The organism is Saccharothrix sp. NBAS 001 (genome assembly GCF_056640475.1).
Genome location: NZ_CM153251.1, coordinates 4,238,564 through 4,255,526 on the forward strand (window position 1 = coordinate 4,238,564; position 16,963 = coordinate 4,255,526).

At 72.3% G+C, this 16,963-nt stretch carries 15 protein-coding genes; 3 read left to right on the top strand and 12 right to left on the bottom strand.

Annotated elements, in window-relative coordinates; translation table 11 throughout:
* Window positions 1-74: 74 nt before the first annotated feature.
* On the top strand, window positions 75-734 hold the full coding sequence (locus tag AC0HI0_RS17600; RefSeq protein ID WP_480933455.1) for a FadR/GntR family transcriptional regulator: 660 nt from the start codon (window positions 75-77) through the stop codon (window positions 732-734).
* Here AC0HI0_RS17600 and AC0HI0_RS17605 read toward each other — a convergent pair.
* From AC0HI0_RS17605 to AC0HI0_RS17650, 10 genes are all read right to left on the bottom strand, one after another.
* The gene (locus tag AC0HI0_RS17605) at window positions 719-2,185 is read right to left on the bottom strand and encodes an NAD-dependent succinate-semialdehyde dehydrogenase (protein ID WP_480933456.1); all 1,467 of its coding nucleotides are present in this window, start codon (window positions 2,183-2,185) and stop codon (window positions 719-721) included. The two genes, AC0HI0_RS17600 and AC0HI0_RS17605, sit on opposite strands and share 16 nt — an antisense overlap.
* Complete coding sequence (locus AC0HI0_RS17610) at window positions 2,182-3,180, bottom strand: ornithine cyclodeaminase family protein (RefSeq protein ID WP_480933457.1); 999 nt, start codon at window positions 3,178-3,180, stop codon at window positions 2,182-2,184. Before AC0HI0_RS17610 ends, AC0HI0_RS17605 begins: the two co-directional genes overlap by 4 nt.
* The gene (locus AC0HI0_RS17615) at window positions 3,180-4,844 is read right to left on the bottom strand and encodes a CocE/NonD family hydrolase (RefSeq protein ID WP_480933458.1); all 1,665 of its coding nucleotides are present in this window, start codon (window positions 4,842-4,844) and stop codon (window positions 3,180-3,182) included. The genes AC0HI0_RS17610 and AC0HI0_RS17615 overlap by 1 nt, the downstream gene beginning before the upstream one ends.
* Window positions 4,841-5,377, bottom strand: coding sequence for a cupin domain-containing protein (locus AC0HI0_RS17620; RefSeq protein ID WP_480933459.1), 537 nt, complete (start codon window positions 5,375-5,377; stop codon window positions 4,841-4,843). The genes AC0HI0_RS17615 and AC0HI0_RS17620 overlap by 4 nt, the downstream gene beginning before the upstream one ends.
* Complete coding sequence (locus AC0HI0_RS17625; RefSeq protein WP_480933460.1) at window positions 5,374-6,333, bottom strand: VOC family protein; 960 nt, start codon at window positions 6,331-6,333, stop codon at window positions 5,374-5,376. Before AC0HI0_RS17625 ends, AC0HI0_RS17620 begins: the two co-directional genes overlap by 4 nt.
* Before the next feature lie 10 nt (window positions 6,334-6,343).
* The gene (locus AC0HI0_RS17630; RefSeq protein WP_480933461.1) at window positions 6,344-7,360 is read right to left on the bottom strand and encodes a dihydrodipicolinate synthase family protein; all 1,017 of its coding nucleotides are present in this window, start codon (window positions 7,358-7,360) and stop codon (window positions 6,344-6,346) included.
* Between the two features lie 45 nt (window positions 7,361-7,405).
* Complete coding sequence (locus tag AC0HI0_RS17635; RefSeq protein ID WP_480933462.1) at window positions 7,406-8,188, bottom strand: ABC transporter permease; 783 nt, start codon at window positions 8,186-8,188, stop codon at window positions 7,406-7,408.
* Window positions 8,185-8,952, bottom strand: coding sequence for an ABC transporter ATP-binding protein (locus AC0HI0_RS17640; RefSeq protein ID WP_480933463.1), 768 nt, complete (start codon window positions 8,950-8,952; stop codon window positions 8,185-8,187). The genes AC0HI0_RS17635 and AC0HI0_RS17640 overlap by 4 nt, the downstream gene beginning before the upstream one ends.
* Window positions 8,949-9,836 (bottom strand): ABC transporter substrate-binding protein, encoded by an 888-nt coding sequence (locus AC0HI0_RS17645; RefSeq protein WP_480933464.1) that lies wholly within the window; start codon window positions 9,834-9,836, stop codon window positions 8,949-8,951. Before AC0HI0_RS17645 ends, AC0HI0_RS17640 begins: the two co-directional genes overlap by 4 nt.
* A gap of 904 nt (window positions 9,837-10,740) precedes the next feature.
* Window positions 10,741-11,025: a hypothetical protein gene (locus AC0HI0_RS17650; RefSeq protein WP_480933465.1), complete on the bottom strand. Its 285-nt coding sequence runs from the start codon at window positions 11,023-11,025 to the stop codon at window positions 10,741-10,743.
* A gap of 462 nt (window positions 11,026-11,487) precedes the next feature.
* On the opposite strand from AC0HI0_RS17650, the gene AC0HI0_RS17655 reads away from it, so the two are divergent.
* Both AC0HI0_RS17655 and AC0HI0_RS17660 read left to right on the top strand, forming a co-directional pair.
* On the top strand, window positions 11,488-11,691 hold the full coding sequence (locus AC0HI0_RS17655; RefSeq protein WP_480933466.1) for a hypothetical protein: 204 nt from the start codon (window positions 11,488-11,490) through the stop codon (window positions 11,689-11,691).
* A 798-nt stretch (window positions 11,692-12,489) separates the two neighbouring features.
* Complete coding sequence (locus AC0HI0_RS17660; RefSeq protein WP_480933467.1) at window positions 12,490-16,017, top strand: ATP-binding protein; 3,528 nt, start codon at window positions 12,490-12,492, stop codon at window positions 16,015-16,017.
* On the opposite strand, the gene AC0HI0_RS17665 is transcribed toward AC0HI0_RS17660, so the two are convergent.
* Window positions 15,960-16,220, bottom strand: a complete 261-nt coding sequence (locus AC0HI0_RS17665; protein ID WP_480933468.1) for a hypothetical protein — start codon at window positions 16,218-16,220, stop codon at window positions 15,960-15,962. The two genes, AC0HI0_RS17660 and AC0HI0_RS17665, sit on opposite strands and share 58 nt — an antisense overlap.
* Window positions 16,221-16,844 carry a helix-turn-helix transcriptional regulator gene (locus AC0HI0_RS17670; protein ID WP_480933469.1) on the bottom strand — a complete coding sequence of 208 codons (624 nt, stop codon included), beginning with the start codon at window positions 16,842-16,844 and terminating at the stop codon, window positions 16,221-16,223. It lies immediately after the preceding gene.
* Window positions 16,845-16,963 lie beyond the last annotated feature (119 nt).

Here is a 16,963-nt window from a genome sequence, read left to right on the forward strand (position 1 = left end):
ACACAGCAGGGGATGTTGTGGTGAGAGTCACTGATATTGGGCTACATTGGCCCCGTGAGTGACCGGAGCACGACATGACCCCGCTGGCCGCCGTCAAGGAGTTCATCCGCACGAGCGGCCTGGTGCCGGGCGACCGGCTGCCGCCCGAGCGCGACCTGGCCGAGCAGCTCGACCTGACCCGCAGCCAGGTCCGCACGGTGATGCGGCAACTCGTGGACGAGGGCGTGGTGTGGCGGCACGTCGGCCGCGGCACGTTCCTGGTGCCGGTGCTCGACGACGAGCGGCGCGACTCGGTGACCCGCTCCATCAACCCGCGCGAGCTGATCGACGCGCGCCTCGCGCTGGAGCCCCGCAACGCCCTGCTCGCCGCGCTGAGCGCGAGCGAGGAGGACCTGCTGACCATGGAGGAGGCGCTGGCCAACCAGCGCCGTGCCAGATCGCTCAAGGAATTCTCCCGGTGGGACGTGGAACTGCACCGCGCGATCGCCCGCGCGACCCGCAACACCCTGCTGGTCGACCTCTACCTGCTCATCAGCCCGTTGGAGCGGCCCGCGTGGGACATGCCGCGCCCCGTCCCGCTGACCTGGGACCGGTCCAAGGAGGCGCTGGAGGAGCACGTGCGGATCGTGGACGCGATCCGCGCCGGCGACGCCGAGGCCGCCGAGCGGTGGATGCGGCTGCACCTGGAGACCACGCACCGCCGCATCACGTCGAGCAGCTACCTGCCGGGCTGACCGATCCCGGCGAACGCCACGTACTTGGTCTCCAGGTACTCCTCGATCCCGGCCCGCGCGCCCTCCCGCCCGAAGCCGGACTCCTTGCGCCCGCCGAACGGCGCGTAGGCCGAGGACAGCAGGCCGGTGTTCACCCCGACCATGCCGACGTCGAGCCGTTCGGCGACCCGCCACACCCGGCCCACGTCCCGCCCGTAGACGTAGCCGGCCAGCCCGGAGCCGGTGGTGTTGGCCAGGTCCACCGCCGCGTCCTCGTCGGCGACCCGGAACACCGGGGCGAGCGGCCCGAAGGTCTCCTCCCGCGCCAGCAGCATGTCCGGGGTCGCGCCGGCGAGCACCGTGGGCTCGAAGAAGTTGCCGCCCAGCCGGTGCCGGCCACCGCCGGTGAGCACGGTCGCACCTCGCTCGACCGCGTCCCGCAGGTGCCGCTCGACCTTGCGCACGGCGTGCTCGTCGATCAACGGCCCCTGGTCGACCTCCGGGTCGAAGCCGTCGCCGACGCGCAGCGCCGCCACCGCGTCGGCGAGCTTGGCCACGAACTCGTCGGCCACCCGCTCCTGCACGATGATCCGGTTCGCGCACACGCAGGTCTGCCCGGTGTTGCGGAACTTCGAGTCCACGCAGCCCCGCACCGCCGCGTCCACGTCCGCGTCGTCCAGCACCAGGAACGGCGCGTTGCCACCGAGTTCCAGCGACAGCCGCTTGAGGGTCGCCGCCGACTGTCCCATGAGGACCTTCCCGACCGCCGTCGACCCGGTGAAGGACAGCTTGCGCACCCGCCGGTCCGCGCACAGCACCCGCCCGATCGACTCGGCGTCGCCGGTCACGACGGACAGCGCACCGGCCGGGAGCCCGGCCCGCACGGCGAGTTCCGCCAGCGCCAGCGCCGAGAACGGCGTGCCGGGCGCGGGTTTGACCACCACCGTGCAGCCGGCCGCCAGCGCGGGCGCGACCTTGCGGGTCACCATCGCCGCCGGGAAGTTCCACGGCGTGATGGCCGCGCACACCCCCACCGGTTCCTTGACCACGATCATCCGGCGGTCCGGGTCGTAGGTGGGGATCACCTCGCCGTAGGTCCGGGTCGCCTCTTCCGCGTACCAGGACACGAACGACGCGGCGTAGGCGATCTCCGCGACGGACTCGCGCAGCGGCTTGCCCTGCTCCGACGTCATGATGCGGGCCAAGTCCCGGCGGTGCTCCGAGATCAGGTCGTGCCACCGCCGGAGCACGGCCGCGCGTTCGTGCGCGGTGAGCGCCGACCAGTCCCGCAGCGCGCCGGCCGCGGCGTCGATCGCGCGCCGCACGTCGCGCTCGGGGAGGTCCGGGGTCGATCCGACGACCTCGCCCGTCGACGGGTTGCGGACGGTGGTCCCCGTCCCGGCCGACGGGATCCAGGCACCGGCGACCAGCGCGGCCTCGCGGAGCAGGCCGGGATCCGACAGCCCGGTCATCGCGGGCTCCTCTCCGGTGGTGGCTTGAGCTCGAACCGGAGCGGGGGCGACTCGCCGGTCGACCGCGCCCGCTCGTGCAGCCACGAGGCGAGGGCGAGGTCCTGCAAGGCCGAACCCGCCGACTTGTACATGGTCAGCCGCGAGGACGCGACGCGATCGGCGAGCGCGCCCGCGCACAGGTCGTGCAACGACGCCGTCCGGGAGCGGACGTCGACACCCGCCCGGCGGGCGGCGATGAGGTCGCCCGTCGACGCCACGACCTCGTCCGGGTCGTCCGCGACGATCAGGTCGCAGCGGGCGATCAGCTCCACCGGGACCTCCCGCTGCGCGGGCAGCGTCGACCCGATCGACAGCACCAGGGCACCGTCGTCGACCCGGTCGAAGGTCGGGGTCTCGTCCCGGGACCGGGCCGCGCCCACCACCAGGCTCGCGCCGGTGACGGCGGCCTCCGCCGACCCGACCGGCACGACGTCGATCCCGAGTTCGGCGGACGCCCGTTCGGCGAAGCGCACGCGGTTGGCGGCGGTGGGGCTGAACACCCGCGCCGAGCCCACCAGCCCGACCGAGGCCAGCGCGGCCACGTGCGTCCGCGCCTCCAGCCCGCTGCCCACGACCGCCACCTCGTGCCGACGTCCGGGGGTCAACCGGCTCGCCGCGAGCGCCGAGGTGGCGGCGGTCCGCCACGCCGTGATCGCCGAACCGTCCAGCAGGCACACCACTTCGCCGGTGCCCTGGTCGAACAGCACGACGACGAACGACACGGCCCGCCCCGGCGACCGCGCGAACAGCTTGGCCCCCATGACACCGCCGGTGGTGAGCACACCGGTGTGCGCCCGCAGCCACGCCCCGTCGTGCTCGGCGAACGACCGAGGCGGGAACGCCCTGGGCGCGGGCGGGGTCTCGTAGGCGTCGGCCATGGCCTCGATCGCGCCCGGCCAGTCCAAAAGGGACCGTGCCTGCTCGGCGGAGACGAACCTCGGTGTGGAGTGCGCCATCACGCCTCGATCACCGGCAGCAGCAACCAGCAGCCGCCCAGCACCAGCCGGTGCTCGGTCACCACCGGGTTGCAGGTGTGGTACCACACCGGTTCCTCGGTCTGGGTGTCCTGGCCGCGCACCTCCAGCCGCAGCCGGTGCCCCGGCCGGAACACCGTGGACGTCTCGCGCAGCTCGATGTCGTAGTCCTGGGGTTCGCCGACCGGCACCGGGTCGGTGCGGTCGTGCGGGTGGAACGGTTTGTACGGCTCGGACTTCTCCGGGTCGAGGGCCCGGTGCGACGCCCGCAGCCAGCCCTTCGTGACCACGGTCGAGGTGCCGTCTGGCGCGACGTCCCGCAGGCTGACGATCCAGGTGGCGTCCGGCTGGTCCAGCTCGGCCCGCAGCCGCAACGCGATCGGCCCGGTCACCTCCAGCGGCGCGGTGAGCGGCGGGGTGTCGAAGTCGAGGCCGGGCGAGAGCAGGCCGGGCCGGATCCACGGGTCGTTCTCGAACTCCGCCGTCGCACCCGAGGTGTCCGGCGCGCGGTCGAGCCCGCCGCCGGCCCTGAGGTGGAACCTGGTCCACGCGGTCCGCGCGAGCGGCCACTCGTACTCGTGGCGGGTCGCACCGGAACCCTTGACCAGCAGGGTGATCGGCGGCTCGGCCAGCATGCCGGTGTCGTTGCCCTTGAGCCAGTGGTCGTACCAGCGCAGGATGACGTCCTGGTGGTCCCGCCACGGCCGCATCGGCCCGGTGACCCACTCCGTCTCCATGATGATCATCTTCTTGGTCGAGGTGATGCCCCGCCACGCCTCGAAGGCGCCCGCGAGGTGGATCGGCCACCCGCTCCACCGCGCCATCAGCAACGCGGGCACCTCGATCCGGTCCAGCACGCGGTTGCCGGACCGCTCCCAGTAGTACGGCCCGTCGTGCGGCTCGATCAGGAAGTCGAACATCAGCGGGTTCTTGTTCTCGTACTTCAACTGGACGTGCAGGTACGGGCTGTCCTCGATCTCCGGCGTCGACAGCAGGGCGGCCCGCCGCCGCTCGATCTCGCCGTCCGGCAGGAAGTCGCGGATCAGCGGGCGCTGCGGCGCGACGCTCAGGTGCTCGAACCACTGGTGGAAGAAACCCTCGTCGAAGATCCCGCCGTGGTAGACCGAGTGCCGGTACCGGTCGGTGTACGCCTCGTACGGCGCGATGGCCTTGAGGTGCGGCGGCCGGGTGGCGGCCACCAGGTTCTGCACGACGCCGAAGTACGACATGCCGAGCATCCCGACGTTCCCGTCGCACCAGGGCTGTTCGGCGATCCACTCGATCAGGTCGTACCCGTCCAGCTGCTCCTTGCGGCCCTGGAAGTCGTACGTGCCACCGGAATCACCCGAGCCCCGCACGTCGGCGATCACGTGCGCGTAGCCCCGGCTGACGAAGTAACCGGTGTCGCCCGCCTCCTGGCCGCCGTTCCCGGTCCGCGAGCTGTGCGGGCGCTGGTTGTCCAGCACGCGCTGCACGTCCTTGCCGTAGGGCGAGTACGACAGCAGCGCGGGAAAGCCACCGCCGTCGGCCGGCCGGAAGACGTCGACCGCCAGCTCCACGCCGTCGCGCATCGGCACCCGCACACCGCGCTCGGCCACCAGGTCGTGGCGGGGCTGGGAGACGAGGTCGTGCCAATCCGTGGTCATCCTGGGTTCCTCTCACTCACCGTCGCGTCCAGAAGCACGAACGCGACCGTGCACGGCTCGTCGAAATCGTTGACCCACGCGTGGTTGTTCGCCTGCTGCACCAGCACGTCACCCGCCGACAGGACCACCTCGCCGTCGTCGAGCAGCAGCCGAATCCGACCGGTGAGCACGACCCCGTAGTCCAGCGACGCGGTGCGGTGGGTGAACGGGTGTCGCGCGCCGATCCCGGCGTCGCCGGCGATGCCCATCTCGGCCAGGATCGCATCCTGGTCCAATGTGGACTCACCGCGCAGCGGCGGGAACTCCACCACGCGGAAAGCACTGCCGCCCGGCGGTGGCGCGACACCGATCTCCACCGCGCCCCGGTCGTCCGGGGCGTCCACCCGGGCCGGGCTCTCCCCGGTCGTCCAGATCAAGGTCGACACAAGTCCGCCGGACGCGGCGCGGCGGCGCGAGTTGGTCGCCGCCGCGTCGTCCAGCACGACCGCGACGCCGTGCCGGTCGTGGCCGGTCACCACCCTGCGGATGCTCAACGCCCCTCCCCCAGGTACGCCGACACCGGTCCGTCGAGCGGCACGATGTCGGGCTCGGGCGCGCGGTCGTCCGCCGGGAGTTCGCTGTCCCAGTACACGTGCGCGAACCGCTCGGACCACACGCTCGGCTGCCAGTCGTCGTCCACGTAGTCGCCGTCGGCGGAGTACTCGACCCGGCCGCCGGCCGGGCACGGCGTGTAGTTGAAGATCATCGAAGACGCCCGGTGCCGGCCGATCCGGCTGGTGTCCGACCAGCCCGACCGCCGCATGTGGTTCGCGCCCGCCATCAGCTCGTCGATGCTCTCGACGGCGAAGGACAGGTGGCTGAACAGGGTGCGCGGCGCGCGGAACAGGAACAGGTTGTGGTGCTCGGAGCGGCCCGGCGCGCGGAGGAAGGCGCCCTTGTCGCGCAGCACGTCCGTGACCCGGAAGCCGAGGCGCTCGCGGTAGAAGTCGATGCCGGCCACCGCGTCCGGGGAACCGAACACGGCGTGGAAGATGATCTTCGGTCGGGCGCGGTCGTACCACTGCCGGCGGGCGTTGAACCGGCGCACGTCGGACGGTGCGTTCTCCGGCGAGCCGACCACCACCGGCTCGGTCCGCCGGTAGACCTGGAAACCGATCGCGATGCCCGCGTCGTCCCGCGTGTGCAGCACGCCGTCCGCAGACTCCGCGACCTCCCGGTCCCGGGCCAGTTCATCCCGCACGGCCACGAGGTCCTCGGGCGTGGGCACGCCCCACACCAGTTCCCGGGGACCGTCCCCGCCGAGGAACGGCGCGGGCAGCGCCGGGTCGTCCGCGCGCCGCAGTTCCACCCCGGAGCCCTCGGCGAGCGGGAACACGACGCGGCCGTCGCCCTCCGGCTCGGCGACGAGGCCGAGGTCGTGGAAGAACCTCGTGGCGGGTCGGAGGTCGCCGACTCCGTAGACGATGCGCGCGATGCCGTTGATGTTCACTGTCCGCTCCTCAGACTGGGTTCCGGCCGACGAAGAACGCGTGGTTGGGCTCCCGGGTGTCGGCGATCCCCGAGGCGACGACGCCTTGGCGCAGCGTCTCCATCTGCCGGTCGGACGCCTTCATCGTCGGCTGCCGCAGCGGTCCGCCGTTCATGCCGTTGAGCCAACCCTGGTACTTCCACAGCATCCGGTTGATCAGTCCGGTCTGCGGGACGTAGGTGCCCACCGCGGCGTTGGCGTTGCGGGCGGGCATGATCGACCAGTAGATGTCCATCGCGGTGTCCATGTCGCCTTCGCTCGCGGCGGCGAACATCCTGGGCATCGACGTGCCGTAGTACTCGAAGTTGCTGGTGCCGCTGTACTGGAACGGCACGTAGCTCATCAGCGGGATGATCTCCTTCTCCAGCGGGCAGGAGATCACCACCTCGTCCGACAGCCGGCGGTGCACGTCGAGCAGCCCGGCGGTCAGCGGCATCGCGCCCTCGGCCTTGATCGCCACGACGTTGGGCACGTCCCGGACCAGGTCCACCAGCATCACGGGGTCGATGTCGGCCGGGTGCAGCCGGCTGAAGTTCCACAGCGGCACCGGGAAGAGCATCACGCCGAGGTCCACGCCGTCGCAGAACGCCTTGGTGTAGTCGTACACCTCGGCGTTCGTCGTCGGGTAGAAGTTGGCCGGGTAGCCGAGCAGCGCGTAGTCCGCGCCCGCCGCCGAGGCGCGGTTCGCGACCTCGACGTTCTCCTCCAGCGTGTTGAACGCGGCGTGGAAGATGATGTGCAGCCGACCCTCCGCCTCGTCGGCGGCCCACGCGGTGAACCGCTCGTACTCGTCCACCGTGAGCGCGGTCTCGGCGCTGATCAGCGTGCCGCCGAAACCGAGTTCGATCGCGCGCCTGATGTCGTGCCGGATGCCCTTCTCGTTGAGGGAGCGGAGATCCGCGCTGTAGGACGCGATGGTGGTGTTCGCCGTGCCGCGCATGTGCCGGCGCGCCCACTCGCGCGCTTCGGCCTTGGCGTATCGGGGCATGGAAAAGGACCTTTCGGGTCGTCCGACCTGGGGCGGGGGTGGGGGTCAGGTCTCGTCGACCCAGGGCACGAGCCAGGACTCGACGGCCACGACGACGTAATAGAGGGCCATCGCCAGCACCGCGAGCACGGCGACGGCGGCGAACCCGAGCGCGGTGTCGGCCGTGCTGCCGGACACCACGACCAGGTAGCCCAACCCCTCGCTCGCACCGACGAACTCACCGATCACCGCGCCGATCGAGGCGAGGGTGATGGCGTTCTTCAGACCGACGAAGATGTGCGGCAGCGAAGCGGGCAGCCGGACCTTGAGGAACGCCTGCACGGGCGAGGTGTCCAGCGAGCGCAGCAGTTCGCGGTACTCGGCGGGCGCGGCTTTCATGCCCGCCGCCGCGGAGAGCACGATCGGGAAGAACGCCAGCAGCACGGCCATGATCACCTTCGGTGCCGGGCCGAAACCGGCCCACACCACCAGGATCGGCGCCACCGCGACCTTCGGGATCGCGTTGAACCCGAACAGCACCGGCGACAGCATCCGGTCCACCACGGCGGAGTACGCGATCGCCACCCCGAGCGGGACGCCGATCACCACGGCCAAGGCGAAGCCGAGCAGGATCTCGGTCAGCGTCACCCAGGTGTTGTCCAGGATCAGCTCCCGCTCGGACCACAGCCGGTCGACCACCAGACCGGGCGACGGCAGCAGCACCTCCGACCAGCCGGTGACGACGGTGAGCAGCCACCAGGCGACCAGGCACAGCGCGACCGCCAGCACCGGCAGGAGCACCTTCGGCAGACCCGACCACGTCGGCGCACCGACCCGATCCCGTTTCACGACAACGCCTCCGCCCGCCCGAAGAGCAGGTCGTGCAGGAGTTCCCGGCGCTCGGCCAGGTACCCGCTCTGCTCGCTGTGCCCGAGGCTGCGCGGGCGGGTGGCGTCGATGTCGACCACGCGGGCGACCCGCCCCGGTCGGGGCGACATCACCACCGTGCGGTCGGCGAGGAGCACCGCCTCGTCGATGGAGTGCGTCACGAAGACCACGGTCTTGCCCTGCCCGACGCAGATCCGCTGCAACTCCTCGGCCAGCTCCTCCCGGGTCAGGGCGTCGAGGGCGGCGAACGGCTCGTCCATCAGCAGGACGTCCGGGTCGTGGATGAGCGACCGGCACAGCGACACCCGCTGCTGCATCCCGCCCGACAGCTCGCCGGGCCGCCGGCGCTCGAACCCCGTCAACCCCACCAGTTCGAGCAACTCCACCGCGCGGTCGCGGTGCGCGCGCACGTCCCGGCGCATGATCTCGACCGGCAGCAGCACGTTGTCCAGCACGTTGCGCCACGGCAGCAACGCCGTCTTCTGGAACATGATCCCGACGTCCCGACGCGGCTTGTCCACAACCTCGCCGCCGATCCGCACCACACCCGAGGTGGGGCGCTCCAGGCCGGCGATCGTCTTGAGCAGCGTGGACTTCCCACACCCGGAACGGCCGAGCAACGTCACGAACTCCCCCGCCCGCACCCGCAGGCCGACCCGGTCCAACGCGTGCACCTGGTCGCCGGCGCGGGCGTACACCTTGGAGACGTCCTCGATGTCGATCACGGCGACACCTTCGCCCCGGCGCTGAACACGTCCTCGAACGACATCGCGCCCTTGAGCAGCCCGTCCTGGGCGAACGCGCCGAGCATCCGCTCCGCCCGGGTCCGGTCGACCGAGCCGACCGCGACGCCGTCCACCCGGACGAACGGGGCCAACGCCCGCAGCTCGGCGGCGGCCTGACCGGCGTCCTGGGCCGGCACGGCGTCGTGGAGCAGCTTCCCGGCCTCGTCGGGGTTGCTTACCGCGTAGTCCAGCCCCTTGATCAACGCCTTGGCGAAGCGATCCACCAGCGACGGGTTCTGCTCGATCAACGCGGTGCGCACCGACAGCAGCGACCCGTAGACGTCAGGCAGGTACTGCCGGAACGGCAACACGACCACGTCACCACCGACCGCCTTGCGGATCAGGCCCTCCGCGACGACGTACTGCCCGATCGCATCGACCGACCCGGCGGCGAGCAGTCCGGGGAGCTGGGTGGCAGTGGCGTTGACCTGCCGCACGGACCCGGGGTCGAACCCCGCCGCCCGGGCGAAGGAGCCGAACAGCGCCGGCACCTCCGAGTTGGGCAGTCCACCGATCGCCTTCCCCACCAGGTCCCCGGGCTGCCGGACACCGGACTTGGCGGTGGTCATGACCGAGGCCATGGTGTGCTGGTCGAGCGCGGCAACCGCCTTGATCCCGAGGTCCGGCTGACCGCTGACGGCCTGCGCCAACGACAGCGCGCCCAACGGCGCGAAGTCCGCCTTGCCGGCGGTCATCAGCTTGATGTTGTCCCCGGTGCCCTGCCCGGGGTTGATCGTCACGTCGATCCCGACGTCCCGGAAGTAGCCCTTCGCCTCGGCGACGTAGACCGCGGCCTCGCGGCCGAGCGTGCCGAAGGCCGTCATGTAGGTGACCGCGTCCCCGCCCCCTCCGGACGCGTCACCACAGGAAATCAAGCCCGAACCAACAAGCGCTACCGCGCCGACCACTGCGGCGACACGTCGGGTGCGTTCCACGAGTTTGGCCTCTCTGCCACCTGATGGAGTACCCGAGTTTCACCCAATGGACCACTCAATACAACCCAATCTCCAGAGAAATACAGATTGGGCGAGATTGGGTTAGCCCGACTGGTCTTTGCTCCCCAGCCCAAGCGGCCACCTCTACAAGACCTCCCGCACACGACGGCTCCGCGAAGGGCCTCACGGGCAGTGGCACCTCGGGGCGGTCCGGCTCGGACGGCGTCGGTGCCGCGCGTCTGCGTGGTCGTCTGCACGGATCCCTGCGGTCGCCGAGGGCACACCACAGCGATCGGGTTCGCGACCAACGGCATCAGGAGCGGCGCGGTGCGTCGCGAGCGCCGACTGCGCTCGACTGCGAAACCAAACCGGACGAGCCGGCGACCGGCCGGCGACTCGGTCAACCAGTCGGTGGCGGCGGCGGCTGAGCCGGCCTCCGGTCGTGGCACCTCAAGCGGCGTCACCGCCCATCGTGACCACGAGTGTCCGGCGACCGCCCGGCAGAAGCCGCAGGGCGTGCACTACAGCAGTACTGGACGATCTCCCGGGAACTGCAAGGGCGCAACCGATATCGCGTCACGCAGTGGTCCAACATTTCGGCAGTCCGGTGTTCGTGCTGGTCGTGGATCAATGGAGCCCGGCCTGCAATTGCGTACGATTCGATTCCGTGGCGAGATGGGCCGGGCGGCTGACGGGTGCCGCCGGACGTGTTTCCGTCTTCCCCTTTTGTCCGCGAGCGACGGGAGGCCACCGAGCGAGCCCGGTGGCCTCCCGTCGCGGTCGTGGTGGCCGATCAGCAGAAGTACTGCGCCAGCACGAATCCGTAGTACGGCGAGTCGATTTCCCACCACACGCCGTCGCGGTGGTTGATCACGTTGACGGTCTGGTTCCGGATCACGGTCCGTCCCGTCGGGCCTCCGCCGGGAGAGTACCGCACGTCGACGTCGTCCGCGCGGCACAATGTGCGGGCTTCCTGCACGTTGTACACCTCTGCGGAGGCCGTCCCGACCCCGATGGTCCCGACGGTCAGCGCCGCCAGCGCCGAGGCCACCGCGACCAGGGCCTTCACCTTTTTCATCGATCCGTTCCTTCCGGTCTGGCCCGAGTCGATCCGGGCCTGTTTCGGACCTGTCGCCTATTGACGCTAAGCCGTCCGACCGGTGGTTGAGCCGCCAATTTAGTAGGTTCCCGGCATTACCTGCGAAAGACCGAAGGAGTGTGGAAAACGCCTGACCCGCATATTCCGGACCGGGCTTCTTTTCGTGCAGGTTTCCAGGCGAGTTTTCCGAGCGGTCCCATCTCGATTGATATCGATTGTTTAACGGGCGGTGTTCGTGGCAACCCACCCGCCCGCCACCCCGGGCCTCGTCGGCTCGCGCAGTCCCGGGACGTGACCCGGCACTGCGGTGACCAGGGATGTGGGGTCACGGTCGGTGGGTGGTCCGTCCCACGTCAACGCGGACTCGGTGGCGTCCAGGAGGTAGCGCCGGCCGCGGACCGTGACGACTTCAATCCTCAGCATCATCCAGCCGGTGTCGGCGTGACCATCGTGCAGACGGGCTGCGGGCACGAGACCGGCCTGATCCTCACCGACCCCTCACGAGGACGGGTGATCGAACCGCACGCCGAGGACCACTGGGCACTCGGACCCGACTTCCTCACCTACTACGAGAACCGGCTGGACCGGAGCATCCACACCCTCACCGACCCGACGCACCGGACAGGACCGGGCCACACCGTGTGAACCATGCGGACTCGGAGGCGCGCTGCCCGACGACACCCTGCCTGTCCGCGTCTGCCCGACGCCGGTCCACGCCGCACGGCGTCCCGCGCCGTGGCGATCGCCGACCTGCCGGCGAGGTTCGTTCCGCCGCTGGTCCGGGCCGTCGACACCAGCGTGGACGATCTTCTGCGGGTCCGCCTTCGGCGCGGGCGTCGGCGGCCCACTGCTCGGACACGGACCGCATCGGCGGATCGGGCCCGGCGGTGGGTTCGTCGAGGAACCGACCGTGTGTCCAGCGGGTGGCAGAACGGGAGGAATCGCGGGAAATCACGGTCGAACAGCCGGACCGATTCGTCCTCAATGGACAGGCCGGCGTGCCGCGGCCGGTCAAAGGGGAATTGTTTCCGGGACGATGACAAACGCCTCGAACGTCGTTAGCGTCGTTGTCATGCCATGTTGCGAGTCCGGCCGGCGCGCGCTCCCGACCGTGGGCGCGGTGTGGGTATTCGCAGGTCAGCTACGGTTCGGGCGGTTCATCCACCGACTGGGCCCCACGTCGGGCGAAGCCACCACGAACGCGCGGATACCGCCCACCGGACAGCATGGCTGTGGAATGCACCACACAATAGGGTCAATGTGAATGAGTGGTGGTTTCCGTTGACCGCCCGGCGAAGACCGACACGCGCCGGTGACGACGCGGTTTTATGCGGTATCGCTCGTCCGGTGAGCGGGAGTGGCCGGGCTCGCTTTGCGCGGATGAGCGGACGGGCGCGGAGTGCGGTCCGGTTGGACGGGGCTGCGGGAGCCGCGCCGGGACGCGTGCCTGCGGCTACGGCGCACCGGGTGGCCCGGCTGCGGACCGGGCTCGTGCCGGTCTCGCGCGGCACCACGGCCGGCCGGGTGTTGGAGGACGTGGCCGCGCCCGGCCGCAGGACAGGAGGATCGGACGGGATGACCTCGGGACAAGCGCTCCGGGTCGCGTTGCTGGGACCGGTGCGCGCCTGGAGTGGTGCGCGTGAGGTCGTGCTCGGCTCTGCCCGCCAGCGCGGCGTGTTCGCCGTGCTGGCGCTGCGGCCGGGCGCGACCGTGCGGCGGGACGAGCTGATCAGGGCCGTGTGGGGCGACGATGCGCCGGCCACCGCCGAGGGCAGCGTCTACACCTACGTTTCCTTGCTGCGCAAGGCGTTGGAGCCGGAACGGCCGCGCGGCACGCCGGCGCGGCTGCTGGAGTCGGTCGGCGCGGGCTACCGGCTGGTGCTCGACCCGGCGGCGTCGGACGTCGCCGAGTTCGAGTCGCTGCGGCAGCGGGCGCGCCGAGAACTCGCCTCCGGCGCGCCGGAGGCGGCGTTGCGGTCGCTGGACGAGGCGTTGGCGCTGTGGCGGGGCAGCCCGATGACCGGGCTGGAGGGACCGTTCGTCCACGCGCAGCGGCTGCGGCTCGCCGAGGCCCGGACGGCGACGCGGGAGCTGTGGGCGGAGGCCGCGCTGGCCGCCGGGGCGCACCCGGAGGTGATCGCCGAACTCGGTGCGCTGGTCGCCGAGGAACCCCTGCGGGAGCGCGCGCGGGAGCTGCTGATGGCCGCGCTGCACCAGGCCGGGCGCGGCGCGGAGGCGCTGGAGGTGTTCCGCGAGGCCCGGCAGGTGCTGCGGGCCGAACTCGACGTCGAACCCGGCCCCGGGCTGCGCGCCGCGCACGAACGGGCGCTGGGCGCGGTGCCGGCGTCGCTCGCCCCCCGGCGGGAACTCGCGCCGGCCAGGCGGGCGGAGCCGGTGCTCCTCGGGCGGGCCGACGAGGTGGCGGCGGTGCTCGACGTGGTCGGCGACCTCGCCGCCGGGCGGGGCCGGGCGCTGTGGATCGAGGGCGAGATGGGCATCGGCAAGTCGGCCCTGCTCGACGTGGCGCTGGCGCGGGCGTCCGCCGCCGGGCACCAGCTGGCGCACGCCGTCGCCGACCAGCTCAGCGCCCGGCTCCCGCTCCAGTCCGCCGTGGACTGCCTGGGCGTCGACGTGGACTCGCCCGATCCCCGGCGGGCCGGGGTCGCGCGGGCGTTGCGGGACCGCAGGCCCGCCGCCGGGTCGGTCTTCGCCGCCGCCGACCCGACCGCGCAGGCCGCCGGCCGGCTGGCGGCCCTGGTGGAGCAGCTGTGCGCGGACGGTCCGCTCGTGCTGGCGCTGGACGACCTCCAGTGGGCCGACGACGACACCGTGGAGCTGTGGCGCAAGCTCGTCGCCGGCACCCGGCGGCTGCCCCTGCTGCTGATCGTCGCCGCGCGACCGGTGCCCCGGCGGCCGGGGGTGGCGCGGCTGCGGCGGGACGTGACGTCCGGCGGCGGCGCGGTGCTCGACCTGGCTCCGCTGACCGACTCCGCCGTGGCGGGGATCGTGGCCGGGCTGGTCGGCGGCGAGCCCGGCCCGGGACTGCGCCGGATCGCCGGGTGGGCGGGCGGCAACCCGCTCTACGCGCGGGAGGTGGCCGACACGCTGGTGCGCGAGCACGCCGTCCGGTTCGACACCGGGCTGGCGGACGTGTCGCCGGACGTGCTGGACCGCGCTCCGCCGTCGCTGGTGTCGGCGGTGACCGACCGGCTGGACTTCCTGTCCACGCCGACCCGGGAGGTGCTGCGGTTCGCGGCGCTGCTGGGCGGCGAGTTCGCGGTGGGCGACTTGGCGGTGGTGCTGGGCCGACCGGTGCCGGTGCTGCTGCCCGCGTTCACCGAGGCCATCGCGGCGGGCGTGCTGCGCGGGGCCGGGCCGCGCGTGGCGTTCCGGCACCCGCTGATCCGCCAGGCGCTCTACGACGGCACGTCGGCGGCCGTGCGCACGGCCCTGCACCAGCAGGCCGCCCAGGCGCTCGCCGCTGCCGGCGCGCCGGTCGAGCACGTGGCCGGGCAGCTGCTCGCCACGACGGACGGGATCGGGTCGTGGGCGGTCCCGTGGCTGGTGGCGCGCGCGCCGGCGCTGGTGCACCGGGCGCCGCTGGTGGCCGTCGAACTGCTGCACCGGGGCCTGCGCGGCGCGGACGACCCGGTGCTCACCGCGTACCTGGGCAACGCGCTGTTCCGGCTCGGCCACGACGCCGAGGCCGAGGAGCAGACCCGGCGCGCGCTGCCCCGCCTGCACGACCCGGACCGGATCGCCGAAGCGCGGTGGACGCTGGCTTACGTGCCGTTCCGCGCCTCACGCCCGCAGGACGCGTTGGCGGCGCTGGACGAGGCACTGGCCGACCCGGTGCTGACCGACGCCTGGCGGGCCCGGCTGCTGTCGCTGCTGGCGCTGGTGCAGCGGGCCGGGGTGGGCGACTTGGACGCGGCGGAGATCAGCGCGCGGCGGGCCATCGAGGCGGGCAGGCGCGGTGGTGATCCGTTCGCCGTCGGGCAGGCGTTGGAGGTGCTGTGGCAGGTCGCCGTGGTCCGCCGGGACTACGTGCGCGCGGTCGGGTACCTGGACCAGGCGTTGGAGGTCGTCGGCAGCGACCCGGGCCTCACCGACCTGCGGCTGGTGCTGCTCGACAACCGGGTGTTCACCCTCCAGTGCCTGGACCGGCTGGACGAGGCGACCGAGACGCTGCGGCTGGCGTTCGCCGCGACCGGACCGGGCACCCCCGTGGCGAGCCTGCACGTGGGCACCGCCGTGCACCGGTTCTGGCTGGGCGACTGGGACGACGCCGTGGCGCGGCTGGAGGGCGTCCTGGCCGAGGACCCGGAACTCACCGGGTTCGGGCTGCGCGAAGGCGGCCCGGTGCTGCTGCACGGGGTGCTCGCGCTGATCGCCGCGCACCGCGACGACGAAACCCGGTTGCGGGCGCACCTCGCGGCAGGCAGCGAGATTCCCCTGGTGACCGTCGCCTACCGGGAGAACTGCGACTTCCTGGTGGCGGCGACGGCGACGGCGGCCGTCCGCGAGGGGGACCACGCGGCGGCCGGCGAACTGCTCGGGCACCTGCTGGACACCGGGCACGCGGTCCAGACGACGTTGCGGCACCAGTGGCTGCCGGAGCTGGTGCGGATCGCGCTGCACCTGGGCGACCGCGCCACGGCGCGGGTTGCGGTCGAGGCGTGCGAGGACGAAGCGGGCCGGGAGACGTCGGTGGCGCGGGCAGCGGCGGCGGCGCGCCGTTGCCGCTGCCTGTTCGACGGCGACCCGGAGGGGCTGCTGGAGGTGGCCGCGCACTACCGGTCGGTCGGCCGGACCTACGAGCTGGCGCAGACCTTGGAGGACGCGGCGGACCTGCTCGACCGGCGGGGCCGCGCCGACGAGGGGGCGGGCACCCGCCGTGAGGCGGTGTCGCTCTACCGGGGGCTCGGGGCCGCCTGGGACGTCCGGCGGGTCAGCGGGCACCCCGCCTGATCGCACCGGGCCGGACCCGGTCCGGTGCACCCGGCCGGACCGGGCGGCACCGGGTCCGGCCCGTCCGGCGGGACGCCGATCACCCCGTCGTCCGACATCACCCACGCCGGCTCCCGGAACCCGGGCCGGACGTCGGGGCGGCGGCTGCGCACCGACCGCTCCACCATCCGCCGCAGTCGCGCCTCGTCCGGGAACGCGGTCACCTAGATCACCCCCTTGCGCAGGGCGTAGGCGACCGCGTGCGGCCGGTTGCGCAGGTTCAGCCTGCTGGTGATCCCGTAGAAGACGTTCTTGATCGTCCGCTCCGAGTAGGACAGCGTCGTGGCGATCTCGGCGGTGTCCAACCCGTCCGCCATCAGCCGCAGCACCTCCACCTCGCGGCCGGTCAGCCGGCCCCGTTCCGACGAGGGCGCCACCAGTTGGCGCTGCAACCGCCGCACGTGGTCCAGCAGTTCGGCCACCATGGCCGGCGGCATGACCCCGCCGCCGGCCGCGGCGGCCAGCACGCTGCGCAGCACCCGGTCGCCGGTCGCGCCCGCGCGCGGCAGGAACGCCACCACCCGGCACTCGACGGCGGTCAGCACGTCCGCCTCGCCGATCTCGTCGAGCACCAGCACCACGGGCACCCGCGCGTCCACCGCCGAGCGGCGCAGCCCGGCCACCACCTCGTCGGTCAACCTGCCCACCGCCACGACCGCCACGTCGGCGTCGCCCCACCGGTCCGCCTCGACCAGCGCGACCTCGGGGCACGACCCGAGGAAGCTGGTCAGACCCGCCCGGCTGAGGTGATCCGAGGACTGGACGACGACCCGAACTCGCTTCTCCACCACTGCCTCCCACAGTTCCGGATTGCCTCTCCGAGTGTCCGGGGCGCGGCTTCACGCTTTCTCAAACGCGTCTACACGGGTTCTTCAGACGCCCGCGCGCCCCCGGCCGGGGGCGCGCT

Coding starts and splice junctions, on each gene's coding strand:
- AC0HI0_RS17600 (WP_480933455.1), top strand. CDS start 75: ATGACCCCGCTGGCCGCCGTCAAGGAGTTCATCCGCACGAGCGGCCTG.
- AC0HI0_RS17605 (WP_480933456.1), bottom strand. CDS start 2,185: ATGACCGGGCTGTCGGATCCCGGCCTGCTCCGCGAGGCCGCGCTGGTC.
- AC0HI0_RS17610 (WP_480933457.1), bottom strand. CDS start 3,180: ATGGCGCACTCCACACCGAGGTTCGTCTCCGCCGAGCAGGCACGGTCC.
- AC0HI0_RS17615 (WP_480933458.1), bottom strand. CDS start 4,844: ATGACCACGGATTGGCACGACCTCGTCTCCCAGCCCCGCCACGACCTG.
- AC0HI0_RS17630 (WP_480933461.1), bottom strand. CDS start 7,360: ATGCCCCGATACGCCAAGGCCGAAGCGCGCGAGTGGGCGCGCCGGCAC.
- AC0HI0_RS17645 (WP_480933464.1), bottom strand. CDS start 9,836: ATGACGGCCTTCGGCACGCTCGGCCGCGAGGCCGCGGTCTACGTCGCC.
- AC0HI0_RS17650 (WP_480933465.1), bottom strand. CDS start 11,025: ATGAAAAAGGTGAAGGCCCTGGTCGCGGTGGCCTCGGCGCTGGCGGCG.